Consider the following 23,711-nt stretch of genomic DNA (forward strand, 5'->3'; position numbering starts at 1 on the left):
AGTCACTGTTATCAACTTCTTAAACCGTAGATGTTTAAATAGGCATCTGCGGTTTTTTGTTTTTAATTTGATTCGTAGTGCTAAACACCTAACTTTTACTCTATATTTACGCCTATTCCTATAGCGATATTATCTCGTCCACGTCTAAAATAATCGTAATGAGTTTATTGCTGAGTCTTATTACACTGACTAAAGTTAATAGTGGTTAGCAATGTCAGGTAGGCTTAGGTTGAGTATTGGTTTTATTGTTAAAAGGCAGAGTCACTTTGAATACAAATAGTTCACGCAAAACCGCACTAGTCGTTAGCATTATTTTTATTATTTTTGCGCTGGGTTTTTACTGGTTAAGTAAAGACAATAACGTGCTATCGACGGAAAGTAATAGCGAAATTCACTCCGAAGCAATTGCTCAAGTTGAAAAAGAACTGCCCATTTTAGTGACGATCAAAAAATTGAGTCCGATGACTTATCAGAATTTTGAGCATTTAATGTCTCAATACGATCCTGCGAATGAAGATTTGCGTCGTCAGTTACTTGATCAAGTTGTCAGCCAATCAATGAAATTAGTGGTGGAGCGTATGCCTTATGCGTCTGATGAAACTGTCATTAACTTCACTGCGAAAGTAAACGATAATATCAAGTCATTGTTAGAACAAGATCCATCAGGGAAAATGTGTTACGACGCATTATTTCCGCAATTAAGAGATTCTGCAGACATTATCCCTCCTCAGAAAAGCCAAGATGTATTGCTAAAACAAGTCAGTGCGATTAATGCATTACTGATTTCCAGTGAAGCAGGCAAGGAGCATGCACCGTTATCCCCAGAAAAATACCAACAAATGATGGGGGCTCTCAGGGCTGAGTTAACCGCCAAGTATGGAAATGATGTTTCGATGTTGGTTGATGTGAATGCAGGGAAAAAATCGCCAGCCACAGTATGCCAAATCTCGATCAGTCTATATGACTCGGCATTGAGCATTCCAGACACTCAGACAAAAGCGGCATTATTGCGTTCTTGGTTCTCTCCTGCGAAAAAATAGTTACTGACTACCTCTGCAATGAATTACTGATAGGATTAACACACTGTAAAACTCATCGAGTTTGGTATAGGGTGTTAATCCTTGTTGCATTTTGTTGCAATATCTATGCTCAAATAACACCCCTAAAGCGATATACTGCATAAATCAATGTCGGATTTTTATTCGCGTGGTCTATCATTTGTGTGGCTTAGCTACGCTATCAATTTAATACCATTTGGAGGCAAGATGCGATTTGTGAAGAAAAGCATTGTTACGCTCTTAACCATCGCCGCAATCTATGTTCCAGCCATGGTTTCTCAGGCTTGTACTCGAGTTGTTTATCTCGGGGAAGACCAGCAGATCATGACTGGCAGAACCATGGATTGGAAATACGATATCGGTACCAATTTATGGATTTTCCCACGTGGCATGGAACGAAATGGCGTGGCAGGACCTCAATCACTCAAATGGAAATCCAAATATGGCAGCGTGATTGCCTCAGGTTACGATATTTCGACAACAGATGGCATCAACGAGAAAGGGTTAGTCGCTAACTTGTTGTGGTTGGCTGAATCTAAATATCCAGAGCTCGACAATAAAAAGCCTGCACTCTCTATTTCACTGTGGGCACAATATATGTTGGATAATTATGCCACTGTCGAGGAAGCCGTTGCCGCATTAGAAAAAACACCATTGATTGTCGCCACGGATAAAGTGCCGGGACAAAATCGCTTAGCAACACTGCATTTATCCCTTTCGGATGCCAGTGGCGACAGCGCGATCATCGAATACATTGATGGCAAACAAGTTATTCACCATAGTCGTAAATACCAAGTTATGACAAACTCACCAACCTATGATAAACAGCTAGCGATGCAAGAATACTGGCAAGGGATTGGTGGAACGGTGATGTTACCTGGAACGAACCGCTCAGCGGATCGTTTTGCTCGAGCACAGTTCTATATCAATGCGATTCCACAAAAAACCACACCGAATAAAGCGGTTGCGAGTGTGTTTGGGGTGATCCGCAATGTTTCAGTTCCTTATGGTCTAAGTTCAGAGCAATCCCCAGAGATCTCTTCAACTCGTTGGCGTACTTTGGTTGACCATAAGCGTCAACTTTACTTCTTCGAATCTGCATTAACACCGAATATTTTTTGGACAGATTTAAAGAAAATTGATTTTTCCAGCGATACTGGAAAAGTGAAAAAATTAGAGTTAGGTGAAGAGCAAAGCCATATCTATTCAGGAGATGCGACGGCGCAATATGTTGATGCTAAACCGTTTGAATTTTTAGGGTTGAGTGCAGCACAGTTGGGTTATTAACATCTTGGTATCAACCTCCTGAATGTCAGGGGGTTGATACATATCAATTCATCATTTTTCAATTCATGAAAACGTTGCACTATTCAATTCAACGTCATAAGATGTATTTAAAATGCAACTTAAGGGTGATTCCATGACTGATTTAGTGTGCTACAAAACGATGCCTGTTTGGGACAAGGCTTCTATTCCATTAATGTTTCAAGACCGCCATAACACCAAAGAAGATACGTTCGCTCAATTGAAGGTGTTACAAGGTTCCCTCGATTTCATTATTTTTGGTGACGATGGTAGTGAGCAGAAATTTACATTCGATACACAAAATCAGCCTCCAGTGATCCAGCCGCAAGTCTGGCATCGTATTGCCGATTGTAGTGATGATTTACGTTGCCAGCTCTCTTTTTTATGCCGACCTGAAATCGCGTTTTATAAGCAGCATGACCTCAGTATCCCGCATTCAGAAGTTCGTTATCTTTGTGAGAATAACTTGGCTAAACCTTGTAAGGTTTTGGATTTAGGCTCTGGTCGTGGTCGCAATAGTTTCTACCTTGCTCAGCAAGACTATGATGTTACCGCCGTTGATATTAACCAAAATCATATTCAAGCTATTGAAACGGTTAAACAGCAATCGGGTATTGAAAATATCCATACTGCCTTATATGACATTAATACTCACCAAATCCAAGGTGATTATGACCTGATTATTTCGACGGTGGTGTTGATGTTCCTGCAACGGGACAAAATCGCTGATATTGTGGCTGATATGCAATCACACACGCTATCTGGCGGAATTAACATCGTGGTATGTGCGGTAGAAACGCCGGATGCGCCACTGGATAGGGTGCCATTCACGTGCTTCTTAAAACCGGGTGAATTGCAGCAGTATTATCAAGACTGGGAAATTTTAAAATACAATGAAAACCCAGGTCATCTGCATAGAACGGATGCGCAAGGTAACCGAATCAAACTGAACTTTGCAACGCTGATTGCCAAGAAAAAATAGTCATTGATTGAAGATAAAATGGGTTGCTTAGGCAACCCATTTTGACATCTGCTTTAGGCATTTGAGGCGGTAGCTTGTTTTTCACTGCGCTCTAATGTCTTTTCCAGTAGGACGGAATAAAGAGGGCGACCGCCAAGGAATTGCGCTACCATCGTGGCACCAATACAGGTGATAATCATGGGTAAGATAAGTTGATAGTTACTGGTCATTTCTAAGACTAATACAATGCCCGTCAATGGTGCACGTACGGTGGCGGCAAATAGCGCGCCCATCCCGGCAATCGCAAAAGTACCCACTTCGATAGAATAGTTAGGGAATAGTTCAAGTGCCGCGTAACCATAAATTCCACCAAATAGTGTACCAAGCGCTAATAATGGTGAGAAAATCCCTCCCGGCGCGCCAGAGCTAAAGCTGATTGTTGAGGTTAAAAATCTCAGCGCAAAAAACACCATTAGTAGAGTGATTGTGAAGCTATTAGCCACCATTTGATGGATAACGCTATAACCACCACCCACAACTTCAGGTGCAAATACACCGATAGCACCACAGCTGCCACCAATCAGTCCACCCATCAGGACGAATCGTGAGATTTTGTTTTGATAAAACGCTAAAAACCGGCTTTGTAGATAGAGCAAGAAGCGGTTAAAGGCAATTCCTACGACACCAAATAGCATGCCCAAAATCAGATATAACCACAGTGTTTCCATTGGGGCTGCTGAGAATTGACCAATATTCAGTACGGCGGCTTCGCCATTAATCAACCGATAAACGATGGTGGCAGTCACTGCACCAATAAACACCGCTTTGATGGAAATTAAGCTGTATTTAAACTGCGGGCGCATCTCTTCAATGATAAATAATATTCCAGCTAATGGCGCATTAAATGCGGTGGAAAGACCCGCAGCGGCACCAGCCGCCAATAATGTATGACGAGATTCATTATCTTTAAGGCGAAATAAATCATAAAACATTTGGCTAATGTTCGCCCCGAGTTGCACGGTAGGACCTTCACGTCCAAGGACCATGCCTGAACCCAGTGTACCCAATCCTCCGATAAATTTAACGGGGATTACTCGCCACCATCGTACCGGACGTAAATCTTGCAATGCCCCTTCGATTTCAGGGATCCCTGAGCCACCCGATTCTGGAGAAAAACGCTTGACCAAATAATAGCCGAGCATAGCTAACAGCGCGGAGGCAACGAACATGGCGGGGATTATCAACCATTTATTGGTGACGTACTGATTGACGGAAGAGACTCGAATATGACTGACCCACTCCGTACCCAGCATAAATAGGGAACCAATCAGTCCAACGACAGCACCAATAATAGCTGCTAAAACAAGCACTTTGAGTGGTGTTTTATCAGATTCTTTTAGGTGGCGTAAAAAACTAAAATGGGTTTTGTTGTCTGATTTTGGAGTCGAATTAGCCTGCATCATCGCTTTTTGATTCTCTTAAAATGATTTAACAACAATAACTTATGAATAGTAACTTATACACAAAAACAATTGTTCATAGTATAGCAATACTGTTTTGAAACCCCAGTGAAAAATGCAGTTGGGTAGGTAGAACGGATAATTGTACGCTATTGAATAATTCTTATTTACAGTAAAGCTTAATGTAGATCAACAAACCGTTAGATAGGATCTCAAGGCACTTTTTTATTTAAATAAAAGGGGTAATCTTAATGTTGTATATGAAATGCAACTTAAGAGGTTTTCTCCATGTATTGTGTGCAATGTGAACAAACAATTAGAACTCCAGCAACCAATGGTTGCGCTTATTCGCAAGGTATGTGCGGAAAAACCGCTGAAACTTCAGACTTGCAAGATTTATTAGTCGCGGTACTGCAAAGCCTATCTGCAAGTGCAGTGGTAGCGCGTGAATTGGGCATTATCGATCATGATGTGGACAGTTTTGCTCCGCGTGCCTTTTTCTCGACCTTAACTAACGTGAATTTCGATTCTGAACGTATTATCGGTTATGCCCGTGAAGCGATTTATCTGCGCGATAAATTAGTCAAACACTGCCTATCTGTGAATAGCGCAGTGGCATTTAATCACCCACTGATTAACCTGCAACTAGCAGGGCAAGATATTCAATCACTGCAACAACAAGCGGCACAATTTGCATTAGATATTGATAAAGCCCAAATTGGTGATGATATTCATGGTTTACGAATGCTGTGCCTGTATGGTCTAAAAGGGGCAGCGGCGTATATGGAACATGCTCACGTTCTGGGGCAATTTGATAATCAAATTTATGCCCAATACCATGAAATAATGGCGTGGTTAGGAACGTTACCTGCAGACATGAATGAGCTGCTTGATAATGCGATGGCTATCGGCATGATGAACTTCAAAATCATGGAAATTTTGGATGCAGGTGAGACTAGCGAGTTTGGTCATCCGGTGCCAACTGAAGTGAATGTACGCCCTGTAGCAGGTAAATGTATTTTGATTTCAGGTCATGACCTGAAAGATTTAAAAATGCTGTTAGAACAAACTGAAGGAACCGGCGTCAATATTTACACCCATGGTGAAATGTTACCTGCTCACGGTTATCCTGAACTGAAAAAATATTCACACTTAGTCGGTAACTACGGCAGCGGTTGGCAAAATCAACAAGTGGAATTTGCCAAATTCCCAGGTCCTGTATTAATGACCTCTAACTGTATTATCGACCCTGATGTTGGTGAATATAAAGACCGTATTTGGACTCGCAGTATTGTGGGCTGGCCAGGTGCCAAACACATCACAGGAGACAGTTTTGCTGACATGATTGCTCAAGCTCAGCAAATGTCAGGCTTCCCATACACAGAAATTGAACACAAAATTACTGTTGGTTTTGGTCGTCAGACATTACTTGGCGCCGCAGATGCAGTGATTGACTTAGTGGCTCAGAAAAAACTGCGTCATGTATTCTTAGTCGGCGGTTGTGATGGTAGCCGTGGTGAGCGCAGTTACTACACAGATTTCGCACGTAGCGTACCAAAAGACTGCCTCATCTTGACATTGGCATGTGGTAAATACCGCTTCAATAAACTGGATTTTGGTACCTTAGAAGGCTTACCACGCTTGCTGGATGTGGGTCAATGTAACGATGCTTATTCCGCCATTATGTTAGCGGTGAACTTAGCAGAGAAATTAGGTTGTGGTGTGAATGATTTACCGCTGAGCCTGATCCTTTCTTGGTTTGAGCAAAAAGCGATTGTTATTTTGTTAACCTTGCTGGCTTTGGGGGTGAAAAATATTTATACCGGACCAACCGCGCCAGGCTTCTTAACTGAAAACTTGCTGAATATTCTGAATGAAAAATTTGGTATGCGCAGCATTACCACGGTTGAACAAGATTTGGCGGAAATTCTGCCTGCATAAAACGGAAGGAAACCAAGGAGGAAGGGGCTTCCTCCTTGCAAGGAGTCACTCATGACCATGCCAACAAGCTTATGTCCAAACAGAATGCAAATTCACTCAATTGTGCAAGAAACCTCTGATGTTTGGACTATTAACTTAATTAATCATGATTTTTACCAATACGAACCGGGGCAATATGCGCTCGTGAGTATCAAAAACAGTGATGAAGTCATGCGCGCTTATACCTTGTCTTCATCTCCGGGACAAAGCCGTTTTATCTCCATTACCGTGAGGCGATTAGACGAGGGTGCAGGCTCTTGTTGGCTGACGGGGGAAGTGAAACCAGGGGATTACCTGTGGTTATCTGAGGCGCAAGGTGAATTTACCTGTGCAAATGTGCAAAGCAACCAATACTTAATGCTGGCGGCAGGTTGCGGTGTCACTCCGATTATGTCGATGACCCGCTGGTTGATGGCGAATCGACCAGAAACAAATGTCAAAGTGCTGTTTAATGTTCGTGATGAAAAGCAGGTTATCTTTGCGAGTGAATGGCAAAAATTGGTTCAGCAATATCCTCAGCGTTTACAGCTTTGCATCATGCCGGAAACACCGGATAACGGGGGAGTTGCACAAGGTCGCTTAAGCCAAGAGAAATTGCTGGAGTTAGTGCCGGATATTCATGAGCGAGTGGTGATGACCTGTGGACCCGTTCCTTATATGAAAAATGTTCAGCAGTTTTCCAAAGCATTAGGTGTGCCAGTGGAACATTTCTTTATGGAACGTTTTACCACTGGCGGTGATGAAGCAGTAAGTGAAGAGGTGCTTAACTTAAAAATTCGTCATCGTTTAGTCAATTTTAGCGTCCCAGTCGGAACGTCATTATTGTCGGCACTAGAGCAAAACAAACAGCCGGTGATCGCAGCATGCCGTGCCGGTGTATGCGGTAGCTGTAAAACCAAAGTACTCTCAGGTAATTATACAACCAGCAGTACGATGACATTAACGGCAGACGAAATTGCTAATGGATATGTTTTAGCGTGCAGTTGTCAATTACAGGGCGACACAGAAATCGCTTAATGAGTTTTCGATAATATCATTTTGAGAATGCCTCATTCATTGCCACCTTATTTTAAATATAAATAAGGTGGCTTTTTTGTTTATTAATCGGCTTGTTTGCGTTTCGAAATATAATTAAAAATAAGCTGATAATTCATTACGTTATTATCACTTTATATATTATGAATAATATAATTTCCCATTAAAGTTACAAATGGTTACACGCTGAATTCTTGATACACATTAACTTAAACAAAACTTAAACAAGGGGAGGCTATTAAAAAAAGAGCACAGTAAAAGGGTGGAAATTAAGCATTCAGTGGGTATAATTCGCGCCGCATCCAAAGTGCAGTATCTCGTTAGGCGAGGCTCCTATACAAACATAGGTTACTGATCTGACGACGTCGAGAGACGCCCAAGATTAGGACAGGATATATCGACCGAAGGTATATCCCCATGTAACTTCCTGCTTTATGCAGGATACGTTGTATAGTGCTAAAACCGAGACGAAGAGATAGCAAACGCATTCTCTCATCTGGTTTCGCCCCTATGTGAGTACTGTTTGAGTAAACAACAGTAATAGGGACCAAAAAAATGACATTCTCTACCCAGAACAAAGCGGGTGCAGTAGCAATTGCACAGTCCGCAATGAAAGACGCACGTCAAAAGTCTAATCAAACACAACCCACTAAAATTGATGATTCAACTGTTCACGCATATATGAGCCAATCTTATTTGCCTGTTTCGGTTGCAGACTCTGTGGCATGTGTGAAGAAAAGCCTTATTGAACACCTCGATGGCGAACAAATTCCAACGTATTTATTTGTCGTAGATAGTGAAAACTATTTAAATGGAATTTTGTCCGTTAAATCATTACTTGCCGCATCAGAAGATTTATTAGTGTCGGACATTATGCGCCACAATTATTTTTCTGTTTCTCCTGAACAATCACGTCACGACGTTTATGATTTAATTAATCATAGTGGTTTGGATATGATCCCCGTTGTTCAGTTTGGTAAGTTGATGGGGGTATTACGTCCTCAAGATATCGCTGAATTAATCGAAGATGAAAATACCCTCGATGCACAATTGCAGGGTGCGACTACACCATTAGAAGAGCCTTACTTAACCACTAGCCCAGTCACTCTATGGCGTAAGCGTGTTGTGTGGTTACTGATGCTATTTGTCGCGGAAGCGTACACTGGAACGGTACTTAAAGCATTTGAAGAGCAGCTTGAGGCGGCTATTTCATTGGCATTCTTTATTCCATTATTGATTGGAACCGGTGGTAACAGTGGAACACAGATCACCTCGACCCTTGTCAGAGCGATGGCATTGGGCGAAGTGAGTTTACGTAACCTCGGCGCGGTACTGAAAAAAGAAGTTTCAACGTCGTTCTTAGTAGCCATTACTATAGGTGCAGCTGCGTTAATTCGTGCTTGGATTTTAGGTGTGGGTCATGAAGTGACTATCGTGGTCAGTTTAACGATTGTGGCAATCACCGTGTGGAGTGCGATTGTTTCTTCCATTATTCCAATGGTTCTGAAAAAATTAAAAGTTGACCCGGCGGTAGTTTCTGCGCCGTTTATTGCAACATTTATTGATGGGACTGGCTTAATTATTTACTTTGAAATCGCTAAATTGGTGATGACGGAGTTCGCCTAAGTTCGGACCAACCTCTTGATGCGGCAGAGAATTAGCTCTCTGCCGCTGACGCAATCTCTCGCCTAAGAATTTCCCCGCACTTTCGACATAAATATTGATTTTCCCCTCGCTCAACTTTGTTATGCCTTCTGATGGTCAACTCGTGAAGGGTGTCGCAGCCACAAAGATAACGGAATGTTCGGCTTTTGACGCTAGTGACTGCAAAGTTATGAGTCCGCTTCGGGACTACGCCTAAAACATTTTGCATCATCCATTTCCATTCATTGCCATGGGGAGCTACCCCTTTGCGACCAAAAACCCGGTAAACCAGTAAGTGAGCGAGTTCATGGGGGATGACTTCATCCACGAAATTATCTGGATTTTCAATTAACAGCGTTGGATTAACGCGAATTTCCCAATCTTTGAGATAGGCACTGCCAGCAGTGGTGCCACGTTGCTTATAGTTGATGACGGGCTCTGGAAATGTTTGCTCCAGTTTTTGCTCTGCTAACGCGAGTTTTTCACGCAAGGTTTTCATCACTCGCTGCTGGAGCATGATGGGGACTCTGATCGTTTTCATGTGGTCAAGAATACGTGAAGCCATATAGTTCTTACAAGTGATAATTGACAATAAATATATAAGTTAATATATTATTATTAAGTATAATGATATCTGTAAGTAAGTAGCTAGGACACGAAGATGCAAAAGAGTGAACAACCCAACTCAGAACAGCTGCTTTTAGCAATGACTCAAGCGGCAACGCAAACGGCGTCATTATTAAAAACACTGGGGAATCCAGATAGACTGTTATTGCTATGCCAATTAACCCAAGGTGAAGCGTGTGTGAGTGATTTAGAAGCGTCACTCGGTATTCAACAGCCCACATTGTCACAGCAGTTAACCGTGTTAAGAAACGAGGAATTGGTAGCGACTCGTCGCGAAGGTAAACGCATTTATTATTCTATTGCAGATGAGAAATTGTTTATCTTACTCAATACTTTGTACCAACTTTATTGTCCTGTGAAGGGGAATTAATATGACGATTGATTGGGTCAATTTCACGCCATGGTCAGCGGCGATTGGCGGTATTTTAATTGGTTTAGCGGCAGCAATATTACTGATTTTAAATGGTAGGATTGCAGGGATCAGCGGGATATTAGCGGGGGTTCTTAAGCCCGTGAAAGGGGATACGGCTTGGAAGCTCGCTTTTATTGTCGGCATCTTAGTGGCACCGCTACTGTTTACTGCCTTTGTGTATGCACCTGAAGTTACGATTACCACCAGCACGCCGTTACTCATTGTCGCTGGGCTGTTAGTGGGATTTGGTACTCGACTCGGCGGTGGATGTACTAGCGGTCACGGTATTTGCGGTATGGCGAGGTTTTCCCGCCGCTCCATTATTGCGGTCGTTATTTTCATGCTGGTGGCATTTATCACGGTTGCCGTCATTAATCATTTTGGTTTAAGAGGGTAATTCAATGCCAATCATCGTTGCGTTAGTCTCTGGAATTTTATTTGGATTGGGGTTGCTACTGGCAGGTATGGGTAACCCCGCTAAGATTTTGGCTTTCTTGGATATCACTGGAAATTGGGACCCATCGCTATTAGTGACGATGGTCGTCGCCATGGTCATCAGTGCTATTGGGTATCAGTTCGTGAAAAAGCGCAAATCCAGTGTGTTAAATTGTCCATTGCAGATCCCAACCAGCAAGCTTATTGATAAGAAGTTACTTATTGGTAGTGCGTTGTTTGGCTTAGGTTGGGGGCTTGGCGGTATTTGTCCGGGACCTGCGATTTTATTAACCGGTATGGGACTGATTCAAGGTATTCTGTTTACTTTAGCGATGATTGCGGGAATGGCAATTTTCCAACTATTTCAGCGTACTGAAAAATAATCATGGCTCTGGGGCAACTAACCTGTTTATCCAACACAAAATATGAAGCAAGTGGAAAGGTTATTTGATTCATCGAGGTGGTTATACATTACAGACATAAAAAAACCCATCATAATGATGGGTTTTTTGCTAATCGTCAGAGACGTTAGTGGAGATTACAGACCCGCAGCTTCACGCAGTTGAGCTGCTTTGTCGGTTTTTTCCCATGGGAATTGTGGACGACCAAAGTGACCGTAAGAAGCCGTTTGTTGGTACATTGGGTGTAACAGATCCAGCATTTGAATTAGACCGTAAGGACGTAAGTCAAAGAATTCACGGACTAATTTTACTAACAGTGCTTCGTCAACTTTACCGGTGCCGAATGTTTCAACCATGATAGACGTTGGCTCTGCAACACCGATAGCGTAAGAAACTTGAATCTCACAACGGTCAGCTAAGCCAGCTGCCACGATGTTTTTTGCTACATAACGCGCCGCATACGCAGCAGAACGGTCAACTTTTGATGGATCTTTACCAGAGAATGCCCCACCACCGTGACGAGCCATACCGCCGTAGGTATCAACAATAATTTTACGACCGGTTAAACCGCAGTCACCCATTGGTCCACCGATAACGAAACGACCTGTTGGGTTGATGAAGTATTTCGTTGCTGGGGATAACCATTCCGCTGGCAGAACCGGCTTGATGATTTCTTCCATTACCGCTTCGTGTAAAACTTTTTGGTTAACGTCTTCTGAGTGCTGAGTCGACAGAACCACGGCATCAATACCAACAATTTTATTGTTATCGTATTGGAAGGTAACTTGGCTTTTTGCATCTGGACGTAACCATGGAAGAGTCCCATTTTTACGCACTTCCGCTTGACGTTGAACTAGACGGTGCGCATAAGTGACTGGTGCTGGCATTAACACGTCAGTTTCGTTAGTGGCATAACCAAACATAAGGCCTTGGTCACCAGCACCTTGTTCTAAAGGATCTGCACGGTCAACACCTTGGTTGATATCGGGTGATTGTTTACCAATGGCACTTAATACTGCGCAAGAGTTGGCATCAAAGCCCATGTCTGAACTGGTATAACCGATCTCACGAACGGTTTTACGCGTAATTTCTTCAATATCGACCCATGCGCTGGTGGTGATTTCGCCACCAACCATGACCATGCCAGTTTTGACATACGTTTCGCAAGCTACGCGCGCTTTTGGGTCTTGTTCAAGAATAGCATCAAGGACCGCATCAGAAATTTGGTCTGCAATTTTATCAGGATGCCCTTCTGATACTGACTCAGAAGTAAAGAGGTGTGTAGACATGAGATTAATACCTTAAGAATTCGGAGAACATTATAGTTGGATGTTTTAACATCTAGACGGCTATTCTAGACTTTTCAATGGATAATTTCTACCTATTTTTAAGCTTAAAATGATAAGCGCATAAATGGTTAATTCAGTTAGTTTTATTGCAAATGTGAAATTTTAGATAATTTGCTTTTGCATTTTAGGGCTATTCGAGGTATAAACTGCGACCGTAGCGGATAGTTGTTATTTCTCGCTATATACCAGCAGGTCAGCCATGAGTCTGCTTTCTATCAGGAATGTTTATAACCGATTGAATTTTAATAGATGATTAAAATTCCCAAGGGGAAAACAGTTATATTGGGGGTTAATGGGCGATGATCCATAATCTACTGAATAACAGTATCCAACCGTCGTACGCGGATCGCCGTGTGACATTGGCTTTTACTTTCCTGTCTTTGTTTACTTCGTCACGAAGTTACCGTCATACCTATCATAGATCCTTAATACTTAGTCAGTAATCTGCTAGGTTTATGGATGTATATTGTCACCGTTTAGACGTTCTAAGCACTTTTAATTACAATCTGAGTATCGCTGTTTCCCTGACATTACTGCCCAGTCGCACCATGCCTTTGGTGGGAGCTTGTCTGGAAGGAGAACGCATCACTCACCCCTCCATACTAGGAGTTTATTATGAATGATAATATCGCTCGCAAGATGCGCCAAACTTATAATGTTGCGTATTGGGGCGGTGGTTACTATCAGGTGAATGAGCGCGGAAATGTCTGTGTTTGCCCAAATCCTGAAAACCCTGACACTTTTGTTGATTTAGCTGAATTAGTTTACCAAGTTAAAGAAGAGCAGGAGCACTTACGCTTACCTGCGCTGTTCTGTTTCCCTCAAATTTTGCAGCACCGTTTGCGCTCTATTAACGCAGCATTTAAACGTGCGCGGGAATCTTATGGTTATAAAGGTGACTATTTCTTAGTCTACCCCATTAAAGTTAACCAACAGCGCCGAGTCATTGAATCATTAGTGAATTCGGGTGAGCCTTTAGGGTTAGAAGCAGGTTCAAAAGCAGAGTTAATGGCCGTGTTAGCCAACGCGGGTCGTACTCGCACCGTGATTGTATGTAATGGCTATAAAGATCGCGAATATATTCGTCTCGCCTTAATTGGCGAAAAACTGGGTCACAAAGTGTATCTGGTTATCGAAAAAATGTCTGAGATCGAGATGGTGCTAGAGGAAGCGAAAAAGCTGGAAGTGACGCCTCGTTTAGGCGTGCGTGCCCGTTTGGCGTCCCAAGGCTCAGGCAAGTGGCAAGCCAGTGGTGGTGAGAAATCCAAATTTGGATTGGCAGCGACCCAAGTTTTGCAACTAGTGGAGATTTTACGTAATGCGAACCGTTTGGATAGCCTGCAATTACTGCACTTCCATTTAGGTTCACAGATGGCGAATATTCGTGATATCGCAACAGGTGTTCGTGAGTCAGCACGTTTTTACGTCGAGTTGCACCAATTGGGTGTCAACATTCAATGTTTTGACGTGGGTGGTGGCTTAGGCGTTGATTATGAAGGAACTCGCTCCCAGTCTGATTGCTCGGTTAACTATGGTCTGAACGAATACGCGAATAATGTCATTTGGGCGATTGGTGATGCGTGTGAAGAGTTTAACTTGCCTCATCCAACCGTAATCACCGAATCTGGTCGTGCGTTAACGGCTCACCATACGGTTCTAGTCTCTAACGTCATTGGTGTTGAGCGTAACGAATTTACGAAAACCACACCACCTAGTGAGGATGCTCCGCGTTCACTGGTCTCGTTATGGGAAACGTGGGAATCCATGCAGCATCAAGGTAACAGCCGCTCTTTACGTGAATGGCTGCATGATAGCCAGTTTGACCTGCAAGAAGCACATACCCAGTATGCACATGGTGTATTGGACTTAACACAGCGCGCATGGGCAGAAGAGCTATACTTGAATATCTGTCGCCGTATTCAGCAAGATTTAGACCCAAGTAATCGCGCTCACCGTCCAATTATCGATGAGCTGCAAGAGCGTATGGCGGATAAATTCTATGTGAACTTCTCGCTATTCCAATCGCTTCCTGATGCTTGGGGAATTGACCAAGTTTTCCCTGTTTTGCCGATTGAAGGCTTAGACAAGCCACTAGATAGACGCGCTGTATTACTGGATATTACCTGTGACTCCGACGGGATTATTGATCATTATGTTGACGGCGACGGGGTCGAAACCACCATGCCAATGCCAGCATATGATCCCGAAAATCCACCGATGATTGGCTTTTTCATGATTGGGGCGTACCAAGAGATTTTAGGCAACATGCACAACTTGTTTGGCGATACCGCTGCCATTGATGTATGGGTCGATAGCCAAGGTAGTATGCGTTACTTGCAAAGCGAAGAAGGCGACTCTGTGGCTGATATGCTGCAATACGTGAAGTTGGTCCCTGAAGTGTTGCTAGAAAGCTTTATTGAGCAAGTTAAAGGCACCGGACTTAGCGATGAGCTACAAAAAGATTTTGTAAACGAATTTGAAAGTGGGTTGTACGGCTACACTTACTTAGAAGATGAATGATTAAGGAACAGTGATGATTAATAGCACATTAGGAAATCAGGTTGATAACTCACTGGTTTCAAACGCATTTGGTTTTTTACGTTTTCCGTTGAATTTCCAACCTTATAGCTCTGATGCGGATTGGGTGATCACGGGAGTGCCGTTTGATATGGCAACCTCAGGACGGGCGGGTAGCCGTCATGGACCTGCTGCTATTCGCCAAGTCTCAACTAACCTCGCGTGGGAAAGCCACCGCTGGCCATGGGATTTTAAATTAAAAAATAAGCTCAATGTGGTTGACTGTGGTGATGTGGTTTTTGCATTCGGTGATGCACAAGATATGTGCGATAAGCTGCAAGCACACACCGAAAAACTACTGGAATCAGGTAAGCGCTGTTTAACATTTGGTGGTGACCACTTTGTGACTCTGCCGTTACTGCGCGCCCATGCAAAACACTTCGGTAAAATGGCATTAGTGCATTTTGACGCACATACCGATACGTACGGTAATGGTAGCTTATATGACCATGGCACGATGTTCTATCATGCGCCGAAAGAAGGTTTGATTGACCCTAATCATTCAGTCCAGATTGGTATTCGTACTGAACATGATTCGGACAACGGCTTTACAGTGTTAGATGCCGCTCAAGCCAACGATCGTGGTGTCGAGGATATGGTTGCTCAGATCAAACAGATCGTCGGTGATATGCCGGTGTATCTGACATTTGATATTGACTGTCTGGATCCGGCTTTTGCGCCAGGAACCGGAACCCCAGTCATTGGTGGGTTAACATCAGATAAAGCGTTAAAACTGTTACGTGGTATTCAATCCCTGAATATTGTTGGGATGGATGTGGTCGAAGTTGCTCCGGCGTATGACCAATCTGAAATTACTGCATTAGCTGCCGCGACTATCGCGTTAGAAATGTTGTACATCCAAGCGTCTAAGAAGTAAAACGCCATTGATAATATAAGGTGCCTCAATGTGTTCATTGGGGCACCTTTTTTATTTTTTAAAGGCTGTGCTCTTTCAGTTGGGCAAGGATTGAATATGCTTGTGTCCATAGCACGGACCCTGCTTCATGAGAAAATAGAAAATGTTCATTGTGGGGAAAACGCTGAGCGAGTGTTTTACCAAAATCCGGTGAATGAACAGCGCTGACATCTTGCTCGCCATACCAGAGTGCAACTGGGCAGTGAATATCTTCAGGATTAAATTGCCACGGTTGTAATGCTAGTAATAAATCCTGCACATAACCTTGATTTCCCTGCATAAATGCGCGTTCCATACAATCACTGTAAGCAGCTAAAAAACTCTCTTCACTGTAAATTTGTTGATCAATTTCCGCACTGCAATTCAGAATAAATGCCAGTAGCCATTGTGATGTCACATTTCTCATTAGCCATTCAGATAGTGCCTCTGGCGTATGAATGGCTTGTTCCTGCATATTAATGACATCTTGTTTTAAATGATTTCTCGTTTCAGGAAACTCGAATTGATCTTGCCCAGAAACCAGTGATAGGGAAACAGGGGAACAGTAGTAGGCTAGTGCCATCGCAAAAACAGCACCTTGGGAGAAGCCGACGACGGAAAAAGACGGGATTTCCTGAGCATCGAGGAGTTGCTGAATATCTCGCGCAAAACGTTGTAGGGATTTATGCTCATCAAAGGCGGATTGACCTAATCCTGCACGCTCAGGGGTGATTAATCGAATATTGAGCTCATCAAGACGATCAATCCCAAAGCCAAGCGTACCGCTCATGCCAGCACCGGTACAAAAAATAACGGGAAAACCTTGTTCAGGTCCTGATTCATACCAACACAGAAGGCGCCCATCGGACAATTTCATCGACATGTGGCGCGTATTGGATATTTTGTTGCTATACATAATAAATACCTACAAGATAGAATTTTTAGTGCGACATGTTGATTTCTATCGCGAGTCATCAATGACTTTACAATTGTTATTTCCTATTTGCTAAAGCAGGTTTGTAGGGCAAATAAATGGGGCCTGCTTTAGATCAGCTTAGAATTTTAAATTAAGAAATAAGCTAATTACAAAATATACGCTCAATTAAGGCTATTTTACAGTCAAAAGGACAATTTATGGCATTTTCAGACTCAGAAAAGCAAATTTTATTATCAGTAAAAGGTGTGGGACCGATGGTGATCAGCCGATTAGAACAAATGGGGTTTTCATCATTAGCGCAATTGAGTGAAGCCTCTTATGAAGAGATTCTTATTTCTGGTGCGGCATTAACGGGGTCGAGTTGTTGGAAAAATAGTCCTCAGGCTAAAAAAGCGGTGGAAGGCGCCATTGCCGCAGCTAAGGGCGCCTTACGCTAAGGTCTCTATTATTGTTTGTTTTTCATTTTCCACTTTTTACTGCGCAGAATATTGAGCATCTGAACTGACATAGAGAAAAACATCGCAAAGTAGATATAGCCTTTCGAGACGTGAACTTGAACGCTTTCAAGTAATAAGGTAAAGCCCACCAGAATTAAAAAGGATAAGGCGAGAATTTTGATTGAAGGGTATCGTTCGACAAAATCACCAATCGGCTTCGCGGCGAACATCATAATCATCACGGCCATAATCACGGCTGCCATCATAATAAAAAGATGGTCAGATAACCCGACTGCGGTGATCACGGAATCTAAGCTAAAGATAATATCCAAGATGGCTATCTGTACAATTGCCCCCCAAAAAGAGGTCACTTTTTTCTGAGCGATCCCATCATCATCTTCCCCTTCGATGGTATCGAAAATCTCCTGACTGGATTTCCAAATCAGGAATAGTCCTCCCGCACACAAGATAAGGTCACGAGCAGAAACGGTATGTTCAGCCAATGTAAATAGCGGCGTGGTAAGCCGTGCAAGCCACGCAATAGAAGCCAGTAACGCTAAGCGCATTCCCATTGCGGCGATTAACCCAATGCGTCTGGCGCTGTTTTGTTGATGAGCGGGCAATTTACTGACGACAATACTTAAGAAAATAATATTATCGATACCCAATACGACTTCCAAAATTGTTAATGTTGCCAATGCCATCCAAGCATGGGGATCTAAGAACCACTCAAACATCTTATTGCCTTAAAAATGGAATAACGAATCGTCTGTTTTGGCACAGGCGATGCCTTGAACAATTAACCGAGATTAAAGTGCCGTGCTAATAATGGACCTGTAAAATCTTTTTTTAAATAGAAACCTCTCGGCAACGTCATAATGGGCTGACCCAACTCACCAATACCTTCGGTTAGCGCTCTATTGTTTGCGGCTTTGGGGCGAATCTGTAGGACTTGCCCATGACGAGCTGTAATCGTTTCGACTTTTCCAAGCACGATTAAGTCCATCAACTCTTCCCAATCCTGACGTAAAAGTTGCTCCTCAAGAGGGGAAGGGCTCCAAATCAGTGGATTTGCAACACGTCGTTCAGCAAGCGGAATTTGACGTTCTCCCTCAATGGGAAACCATAGGATACGTGAAAGTTTGCGACGTACGTGGCTATTTTCCCATGTGAGTCCACTATTGCCAGTCAGTGGGGCAATAGAAACAAATGTGGTTTCTAAAGGGGCACCATGGCGATCAATGGGAATCGTTTTAAGCTCGATACCTATGTTCGCAAAATCTTGTTCGGCTTTACTGCCTGCGGTTGCACCTAAAAAATACTCTAACAAGGTACCGACCCAACCTTTATCTCGTTTAAGATCGGGAGGAATGGGGATCCCCGCTGCGGTGGCTAGCTCACCAAGTGTATAGCCCGCAAGGGCTTGAGCACGAGCGAGTAAGACTGTTTCATTTTCAGGAGGAGAAGGTGGTGTAAATGACATAGTCAGTAGAATGTAATTGTGTTTAAAAAATAACCAGAAAAATGGTCACAAGATAGGAAGAGTATAACACTTTTTAGTCACTGTATTTAACTGCATGATATATATATGTATATTGAATAATAATTACTGACGAAATTATGAATATTTAGGGTTATTCAACTTCATCCCAAGATAACCACAGGATCATGCACTAGGTTATCCACAGGATTTCTGGATAACTGTGAAAAACAGTGATTACTGTGTGCATTTACAGCCTTGACTAATGTCATTTATTGAAGCTCGTCACAAAAAGCGAGTAAGTTAAGTACATTCCTTGTGGATAAAACATGCATTGATTGATATTTGCTCAGTTAGACTCCTAAGAAAAAAACATCAAAAAGTAGACAGTGGATATCTCATGGGAAATTTATTTATCATCATGATTTATAATGTTTTATTTTTTGTATGGTTTTTTGTTAGAAATGAACGATTAGGATATACCCTGATTACTATCTGGTTGTTAACATAGATATCCACAGAAAAAGTGAATAAAATCCATTTTACTCACGTTAACTGTTTATAACTATCATCAATTCTGTGTATTATCCTCAGTTGGCTTAAACCAGGCCGATTTAAAGTCAAACCAACCGAAGGTATTCATGCGTACACCTCGCATTGTTCTTTGCCCTTGAAGTTCTAACCAATGGTGAAAAATAGGATGGAAAACTTGGGAGTCAATTAAACTTTCACACCACGATTCAACATCCAATTTTTGCTGACGCCACAGTTGTAACTCTCCATCGAGGCTTTTTCCTAAACATTGGCGTAATAACGGCATTTCATACAAAGTGGCAAAAATAGAAAATTCGAGCGGCTTGTAAAAATTGGCTGTAGAGAGCCAAATATCACTTTCAGCGTTACCATTAAACCAATCATCGTAGTCGACAATATTAATTTTTAACTCAACACATTGAGTCTCCAATACCCGCTTCATAATTTGGCTTATCGCATAGAATTCATGATGATGGCGATAAAAAGTCACGGTTAGCTCTGTTAAATCTTCAGGTTTTGTACGCTGAGATAACATCTTACTGTGGTGCCAGTGAAGCAATAATCCATAGGCGGGCGCCCAATGACGTTGATAAAAAGATTCACAGTGTGCCAGTAAATTAACCGGTGTTAAAAAGCTGCACAGCCATTTACGGACATCTTCACGTTGAGATATGGCGGAACGCTGGTCGAATAACAGAAAGTAGCATCCTTCTTCCATACGGCTCTCTAGCGAGTCATTGTGACGTTTGTCACCATCCATTTTTAATGTGGTGCAGACCATTTGCTCAGAAAGCTCAGGAACCACCCAAATTGTGACTTCATCCAGTAAGGCTCGATAGCCAAAGTAGCGATCAAATGCGCTGATAGTTAGCTTCTGCGGAATATTGGTTTCGACTACATAAGGACCGGTACCAATGGGGCGTTGGCTAAAGTGCTCAATGGTTTCCCACTCTTTAGGAAGTATCGCGGCGTGAGGGCTTCCGAGTAGCCAAGGAAATTGCGTATCAGGATGACTGAGATGGACATCGATAACATACGGTTGCGGTGAGGTGACGGTCTGAATATGGGAAAATAGTGGCCAGCAGCGTTTTAATCTGAGTAACGAATGAATGATATCATCCACTTGCATTTCACGCCCATGATGAAAGTAGATAGCAGGGCGTAAATAGAAACGCCACTGTTGGTCATTGATAGCTTGCCAGTGATGGGCAATACCATCTTCTACTTCCCCTTTTTCCTCATTTAAGTGGGTTAATCCATTAAATATTTGGCTCATTAAATGGATTTCAGAGCGACGCATTGGTGTGCCAGGTAATAAATTCGGGAAATCGCGATAATAAATGATACGTAGCAGGTTTTTCCCTTGCCGATAACTGCGCTCCAGCTCTGATAAGACCATCTGGCGAATCGTTTCTTTATCACCCACGAGGGCGACTAATTTTTCAATGCTTTCTTCTTTTAATAACTGTTCTGCTTGTGCTTGCTGAAGCTCTAATCCATTGATATGAAAAATTAATGCGGAACGCTTTCCTCGTCCCGCTTCGGCTTGCCAACTGAGCCAACCATGAGCTTGCATATTATTGAGTAGCGTACGTACATGGCGACGAGAACAAAACAGGATCTCCGCAATATCTTGCAAAGTGGTTTCGCTGTTTTTTCCCTGAAAATGTTGCCACAAGCGAACAAATTGGGTTTGTAATCGAGAACTAGACATAAAAGAGGAACTCCGGAAAAAATTGCATCAATTTTAATATCCTATATTCCGTAGATAATAAGAGGCAGTAAGTAGCTCTATTGACCTGTCTGTTGCAGGTTTACTCCCCCATTTATTGAGTAATGGTATATTTACCAGCCGGTATGTGAATGCATATCGGCTTTTTTCTTTTTTCTTCATATTTCACGTTGTGGCTGTGTTGGCTTCATTCGGCTACTCAGGTCATATACTTATGTATGCTCCCCGAGATATCCTCATTTTGCCGCCTTGCCACAACATGAACTATTTTGCAAAAACGGTTTGATTAAACCCAGAATCATGATTATTTGAAATCATGGCATATTCAGAATTAATGGGGAAGGATTTATTGGTGGGCGCGGTTTGTTGGAGTTGAGTTCTACTTTTATGAATACAAATAGGTAAGAAAAAGCCCACCGAAGTGGGCTGGAGATTAATTCATAAAGGCGGGGAGTTTTTGTTCATAATCTTTAATTTGGTCGACGTGCTGTAATGTCAAACCAATACTATCTAAACCATTCATCATGCAATGGCGGCGGAAGCTGTCAATTTCAAAGGTATAAACTTTATCTCCTGCGGTAACGGTTTGTGCTTCTAAATCAACCGTAAATTGGCAACCTTCGTGGTTTTTAACATAGTTAAACATCTCATCAACTTGTTGCTCGCTTAATTTGATGGGCAACAATTGGTTGTTAAATGAGTTACCGTAAAAGATATCGGCGAAGCTTGGTGCAATAACGACTTGGATACCAAAATCAGTTAATGCCCACGGCGCGTGTTCACGGGATGAACCACACCCAAAATTCTCGCGAGCTAACAGAATGCTGGCACCTTTAAATACCGCTTTGTTCAAGACAAAGTCAGGGTTAGGTTGCTGCCCTTTATCATCTAAAAAACGCCAGTCATTAAATAAGTGCTGACCAAATCCGGTACGCGTGACTTTCTGCAAAAATTGTTTGGGAATAATCGCATCAGTGTCCACGTTCGCGGCATCTAAAGGGGCGACAATTCCAACATGCTTAATAAACTTATCCATGGTTTTCTCCTTTAGATTTGAATATCACGAACATCAGCAAAATGACCGTTGATAGCTGCTGCGGCTGCCATTGCTGGGCTAACTAAATGGGTACGTCCCGCACGACCTTGGCGACCTTCAAAGTTACGGTTGCTGGTGGATGCGCAACGTTCACCCGGATTTAAACGGTCATTATTCATGGCTAAACACATGGAGCAGCCGGGTAAGCGCCATTCAAAACCTGCTTCAATAAAGATTTTATCCAAGCCTTCTTGTTCTGCTTGAGCTTTAACAGGGCCGGAACCTGGAACCACAATAGCTTGCACACCAGACGCCACTTTTTTACCTTTCGCAATGGCTGCCGCAGCACGTAAATCTTCAATACGTGAGTTAGTGCAAGAACCGATAAAGACTTTATCAATTTTCACATCGGATAATTTAATACCAGACTCTAATCCCATATAGGCTAATGCTTTTTCTGCGGAAGCACGTTCAACAGGATCGGAGAAGGACGCTGGAGCAGGGATCGGCTGATTGATTGCTATTACTTGCCCAGGGTTGGTTCCCCAAGTAACTTGAGGGGCAATGGTACTCGCTTGGATAGTAATAACCTTATCGAATTTTGCATCATCATCCGTTTTCAAGGTTTTCCAGTAAGCGACAGCATCATCCCAGTCCTGACCTTTCGGTGCAAATTGGCGTCCTTTCATATAATTAAAAGTAGTTTCATCAGGGGCAATGATGCCCGCTTTAGCCCCTAATTCAATCGCCATATTACAGACGGTCATACGACCTTCCATACTTAAGTTTTCAATTGCTTCACCACAGAATTCAACGATGTAACCCGTTCCACCTGCGCTGCCAGTTGTACCAATAATCGCTAATACGATATCTTTGGCGGTGATCCCCGCAGGTGCTTGACCAACCACTTCAATTTTCATTGTCTTGGCACGGGCTTGTTTTAAGGTTTGTGTTGCCATTACATGCTCAACCTCGGACGTACCGATTCCAAAGGCTAATGCACCAAATGCGCCGTGGGTTGCGGTGTGAGAGTCACCACAAACAATGGTGGTGCCTGGCAATGTAATACCTTGCTCTGGTCCCATCACATGGACAATTCCTTGGTATGGATGGTTTAAGTCATATAAGGTTACGCCGAATTCTTCACAGTTTTTCATCAACTCTTGCATTTGAATGCGCGCCATATCGCCACAGGCATTAATGTCTTTTGTCTGGGTTGATACGTTGTGATCCATAGTGGCAAATGTTTTGCTTGGCTGATGTAATGGGCGGTTTTTGGTCCTTAAACCATCAAATGCTTGTGGTGAAGTCACTTCATGTACCAGATGACGGTCGATATAAATTAAAGGGATTTCATTTTCGACTTCACGTACGACGTGAGCATCATATAATTTTTGATATAAAGTCTTCGACATA

General features: G+C 42.7%; 21 protein-coding genes and 1 riboswitch. Of the genes, 12 read left to right on the plus strand and 9 right to left on the minus strand.

All coding sequences use genetic code 11. The features are described 5' to 3' along the window. Window positions 1-266: 266 nt before the first annotated feature. The 3 genes from PROVALCAL_RS17715 to tehB all read left to right on the plus strand — a co-directional run bounded on the left by PROVALCAL_RS17715 (window position 267) and on the right by tehB (window position 3,345). Window positions 267-1,040 (plus strand): hypothetical protein, encoded by a 774-nt coding sequence (locus tag PROVALCAL_RS17715; RefSeq protein ID WP_036961790.1) that lies wholly within the window; start codon window positions 267-269, stop codon window positions 1,038-1,040. Between the two features lie 225 nt (window positions 1,041-1,265). Further along, a complete protein-coding gene (locus PROVALCAL_RS17720; RefSeq protein WP_006661130.1) occupies window positions 1,266-2,345 on the plus strand; it encodes a linear amide C-N hydrolase in 1,080 nt (359 codons plus the stop codon). A gap of 112 nt (window positions 2,346-2,457) precedes the next feature. After that, window positions 2,458-3,345, plus strand: a complete 888-nt coding sequence (tehB, locus tag PROVALCAL_RS17725; protein ID WP_006660722.1) for an SAM-dependent methyltransferase TehB — start codon at window positions 2,458-2,460, stop codon at window positions 3,343-3,345. 53 nt (window positions 3,346-3,398) lie between these two features. Here tehB and clcA read toward each other — a convergent pair whose 3' ends face one another. Continuing rightward, entirely contained in the window at window positions 3,399-4,787 is a 1,389-nt protein-coding gene (clcA, locus tag PROVALCAL_RS17730) for a H(+)/Cl(-) exchange transporter ClcA (RefSeq protein ID WP_006660723.1), read from the minus strand. A gap of 285 nt (window positions 4,788-5,072) precedes the next feature. Here clcA and hcp point away from each other — a divergent pair, with 285 nt between their 5' ends. The 3 genes from hcp to PROVALCAL_RS17745 all read left to right on the plus strand — a co-directional run bounded on the left by hcp (window position 5,073) and on the right by PROVALCAL_RS17745 (window position 9,425). Next, complete coding sequence (gene hcp / locus PROVALCAL_RS17735; RefSeq protein WP_039862372.1) at window positions 5,073-6,725, plus strand: hydroxylamine reductase; 1,653 nt, start codon at window positions 5,073-5,075, stop codon at window positions 6,723-6,725. Between the two features lie 51 nt (window positions 6,726-6,776). Beyond that, window positions 6,777-7,781: an NADH oxidoreductase gene (gene hcr / locus PROVALCAL_RS17740; RefSeq protein ID WP_039862374.1), complete on the plus strand. Its 1,005-nt coding sequence runs from the start codon at window positions 6,777-6,779 to the stop codon at window positions 7,779-7,781. Between the two features lie 327 nt (window positions 7,782-8,108). Continuing rightward, window positions 8,109-8,281, plus strand: a riboswitch (M-box (ykoK) riboswitch). Window positions 8,282-8,354: 73 nt separating this feature from the next. After that, a complete protein-coding gene (locus PROVALCAL_RS17745; protein WP_006660726.1) occupies window positions 8,355-9,425 on the plus strand; it encodes a magnesium transporter in 1,071 nt (356 codons plus the stop codon). Between the two features lie 31 nt (window positions 9,426-9,456). On the opposite strand, the gene PROVALCAL_RS17750 is transcribed toward PROVALCAL_RS17745, so the two are convergent. After that, window positions 9,457-9,984 carry a SprT family zinc-dependent metalloprotease gene (locus PROVALCAL_RS17750; protein WP_138223803.1) on the minus strand — a complete coding sequence of 176 codons (528 nt, stop codon included), beginning with the start codon at window positions 9,982-9,984 and terminating at the stop codon, window positions 9,457-9,459. Window positions 9,985-10,104: 120 nt separating this feature from the next. Between PROVALCAL_RS17750 and PROVALCAL_RS17755 the strand changes: the two genes are divergently transcribed. The 3 genes from PROVALCAL_RS17755 to PROVALCAL_RS17765 are packed head-to-tail and all read left to right on the plus strand — an operon-like array spanning window position 10,105 to window position 11,300. After that, window positions 10,105-10,440 carry an ArsR/SmtB family transcription factor gene (locus tag PROVALCAL_RS17755; RefSeq protein ID WP_006660728.1) on the plus strand — a complete coding sequence of 112 codons (336 nt, stop codon included), beginning with the start codon at window positions 10,105-10,107 and terminating at the stop codon, window positions 10,438-10,440. A 1-nt stretch (window position 10,441) separates the two neighbouring features. Continuing rightward, a complete protein-coding gene (locus PROVALCAL_RS17760) occupies window positions 10,442-10,879 on the plus strand; it encodes a YeeE/YedE family protein (protein ID WP_006660729.1) in 438 nt (145 codons plus the stop codon). A 4-nt stretch (window positions 10,880-10,883) separates the two neighbouring features. Then, window positions 10,884-11,300, plus strand: a complete 417-nt coding sequence (locus PROVALCAL_RS17765; protein WP_006660730.1) for a DUF6691 family protein — start codon at window positions 10,884-10,886, stop codon at window positions 11,298-11,300. A gap of 155 nt (window positions 11,301-11,455) precedes the next feature. Here the strand turns inward: PROVALCAL_RS17765 and metK are convergent, their stop codons facing one another. After that, window positions 11,456-12,607 (minus strand): methionine adenosyltransferase, encoded by a 1,152-nt coding sequence (gene metK / locus PROVALCAL_RS17770; RefSeq protein ID WP_006660731.1) that lies wholly within the window; start codon window positions 12,605-12,607, stop codon window positions 11,456-11,458. 675 nt (window positions 12,608-13,282) lie between these two features. Between metK and speA the strand changes: the two genes are divergently transcribed. Beyond that, window positions 13,283-15,187 carry a biosynthetic arginine decarboxylase gene (gene speA / locus PROVALCAL_RS17775; RefSeq protein ID WP_006660732.1) on the plus strand — a complete coding sequence of 635 codons (1,905 nt, stop codon included), beginning with the start codon at window positions 13,283-13,285 and terminating at the stop codon, window positions 15,185-15,187. A gap of 13 nt (window positions 15,188-15,200) precedes the next feature. Then, window positions 15,201-16,121: an agmatinase gene (gene speB / locus PROVALCAL_RS17780; RefSeq protein WP_006660733.1), complete on the plus strand. Its 921-nt coding sequence runs from the start codon at window positions 15,201-15,203 to the stop codon at window positions 16,119-16,121. 58 nt (window positions 16,122-16,179) lie between these two features. Here speB and PROVALCAL_RS17785 read toward each other — a convergent pair whose 3' ends face one another. Next, a complete protein-coding gene (locus PROVALCAL_RS17785; protein ID WP_036961757.1) occupies window positions 16,180-17,055 on the minus strand; it encodes an alpha/beta hydrolase in 876 nt (291 codons plus the stop codon). Between the two features lie 218 nt (window positions 17,056-17,273). On the opposite strand from PROVALCAL_RS17785, the gene PROVALCAL_RS17790 reads away from it, so the two are divergent. Further along, window positions 17,274-17,513 carry a hypothetical protein gene (locus PROVALCAL_RS17790; RefSeq protein WP_006660735.1) on the plus strand — a complete coding sequence of 80 codons (240 nt, stop codon included), beginning with the start codon at window positions 17,274-17,276 and terminating at the stop codon, window positions 17,511-17,513. A gap of 8 nt (window positions 17,514-17,521) precedes the next feature. On the opposite strand, the gene PROVALCAL_RS17795 is transcribed toward PROVALCAL_RS17790, so the two are convergent. The 5 genes from PROVALCAL_RS17795 to leuC form a co-directional block, all read right to left on the minus strand. Beyond that, a complete protein-coding gene (locus tag PROVALCAL_RS17795) occupies window positions 17,522-18,250 on the minus strand; it encodes a TerC family protein (RefSeq protein WP_006660736.1) in 729 nt (242 codons plus the stop codon). A 62-nt stretch (window positions 18,251-18,312) separates the two neighbouring features. Beyond that, window positions 18,313-18,996: a DNA mismatch repair endonuclease MutH gene (gene mutH, locus PROVALCAL_RS17800; protein ID WP_006660737.1), complete on the minus strand. Its 684-nt coding sequence runs from the start codon at window positions 18,994-18,996 to the stop codon at window positions 18,313-18,315. A 568-nt stretch (window positions 18,997-19,564) separates the two neighbouring features. Beyond that, on the minus strand, window positions 19,565-21,241 hold the full coding sequence (gene sgrR / locus PROVALCAL_RS17805) for an HTH-type transcriptional regulator SgrR (RefSeq protein WP_006660738.1): 1,677 nt from the start codon (window positions 21,239-21,241) through the stop codon (window positions 19,565-19,567). Window positions 21,242-21,692: 451 nt separating this feature from the next. After that, the gene (gene leuD / locus PROVALCAL_RS17810; protein ID WP_006660740.1) at window positions 21,693-22,295 is read right to left on the minus strand and encodes a 3-isopropylmalate dehydratase small subunit; all 603 of its coding nucleotides are present in this window, start codon (window positions 22,293-22,295) and stop codon (window positions 21,693-21,695) included. Between the two features lie 11 nt (window positions 22,296-22,306). Next, window positions 22,307-23,710 carry a 3-isopropylmalate dehydratase large subunit gene (leuC, locus tag PROVALCAL_RS17815; protein ID WP_006661148.1) on the minus strand — a complete coding sequence of 468 codons (1,404 nt, stop codon included), beginning with the start codon at window positions 23,708-23,710 and terminating at the stop codon, window positions 22,307-22,309. Window position 23,711: the final 1 nt, after the last annotated feature.

It is taken from the genome of Providencia alcalifaciens DSM 30120 (genome assembly GCF_000173415.1).
GTDB classification, from domain to species: Bacteria; Pseudomonadota; Gammaproteobacteria; order Enterobacterales; family Enterobacteriaceae; genus Providencia; species Providencia alcalifaciens.

What these genes read in the sequence shown, in the direction of transcription:
- PROVALCAL_RS17755 (WP_006660728.1), top strand. Translation starts at nt 10,105, where the DNA reads ATGCAAAAGAGTGAACAACCCAACTCAGAACAGCTGCTTTTAGCAATG.
- PROVALCAL_RS17745 (WP_006660726.1), top strand. Translation starts at nt 8,355, where the DNA reads ATGACATTCTCTACCCAGAACAAAGCGGGTGCAGTAGCAATTGCACAG.
- clcA (WP_006660723.1), bottom strand. Translation starts at nt 4,787, where the DNA reads ATGATGCAGGCTAATTCGACTCCAAAATCAGACAACAAAACCCATTTT.
- PROVALCAL_RS17790 (WP_006660735.1), top strand. Translation starts at nt 17,274, where the DNA reads ATGGCATTTTCAGACTCAGAAAAGCAAATTTTATTATCAGTAAAAGGT.
- PROVALCAL_RS17750 (WP_138223803.1), bottom strand. Translation starts at nt 9,984, where the DNA reads ATGAAAACGATCAGAGTCCCCATCATGCTCCAGCAGCGAGTGATGAAA.
- speB (WP_006660733.1), top strand. Translation starts at nt 15,201, where the DNA reads ATGATTAATAGCACATTAGGAAATCAGGTTGATAACTCACTGGTTTCA.
- speA (WP_006660732.1), top strand. Translation starts at nt 13,283, where the DNA reads ATGAATGATAATATCGCTCGCAAGATGCGCCAAACTTATAATGTTGCG.
- hcr (WP_039862374.1), top strand. Translation starts at nt 6,777, where the DNA reads ATGACCATGCCAACAAGCTTATGTCCAAACAGAATGCAAATTCACTCA.
- PROVALCAL_RS17785 (WP_036961757.1), bottom strand. Translation starts at nt 17,055, where the DNA reads ATGTATAGCAACAAAATATCCAATACGCGCCACATGTCGATGAAATTG.
- leuD (WP_006660740.1), bottom strand. Translation starts at nt 22,295, where the DNA reads ATGGATAAGTTTATTAAGCATGTTGGAATTGTCGCCCCTTTAGATGCC.
- sgrR (WP_006660738.1), bottom strand. Translation starts at nt 21,241, where the DNA reads ATGTCTAGTTCTCGATTACAAACCCAATTTGTTCGCTTGTGGCAACAT.
- tehB (WP_006660722.1), top strand. Translation starts at nt 2,458, where the DNA reads ATGCAACTTAAGGGTGATTCCATGACTGATTTAGTGTGCTACAAAACG.
- PROVALCAL_RS17760 (WP_006660729.1), top strand. Translation starts at nt 10,442, where the DNA reads ATGACGATTGATTGGGTCAATTTCACGCCATGGTCAGCGGCGATTGGC.
- metK (WP_006660731.1), bottom strand. Translation starts at nt 12,607, where the DNA reads ATGTCTACACACCTCTTTACTTCTGAGTCAGTATCAGAAGGGCATCCT.
- PROVALCAL_RS17720 (WP_006661130.1), top strand. Translation starts at nt 1,266, where the DNA reads ATGCGATTTGTGAAGAAAAGCATTGTTACGCTCTTAACCATCGCCGCA.
- PROVALCAL_RS17795 (WP_006660736.1), bottom strand. Translation starts at nt 18,250, where the DNA reads ATGTTTGAGTGGTTCTTAGATCCCCATGCTTGGATGGCATTGGCAACA.
- hcp (WP_039862372.1), top strand. Translation starts at nt 5,073, where the DNA reads ATGTATTGTGTGCAATGTGAACAAACAATTAGAACTCCAGCAACCAAT.
- mutH (WP_006660737.1), bottom strand. Translation starts at nt 18,996, where the DNA reads ATGTCATTTACACCACCTTCTCCTCCTGAAAATGAAACAGTCTTACTC.
- PROVALCAL_RS17765 (WP_006660730.1), top strand. Translation starts at nt 10,884, where the DNA reads ATGCCAATCATCGTTGCGTTAGTCTCTGGAATTTTATTTGGATTGGGG.
- leuC (WP_006661148.1), bottom strand. Translation starts at nt 23,710, where the DNA reads ATGTCGAAGACTTTATATCAAAAATTATATGATGCTCACGTCGTACGT.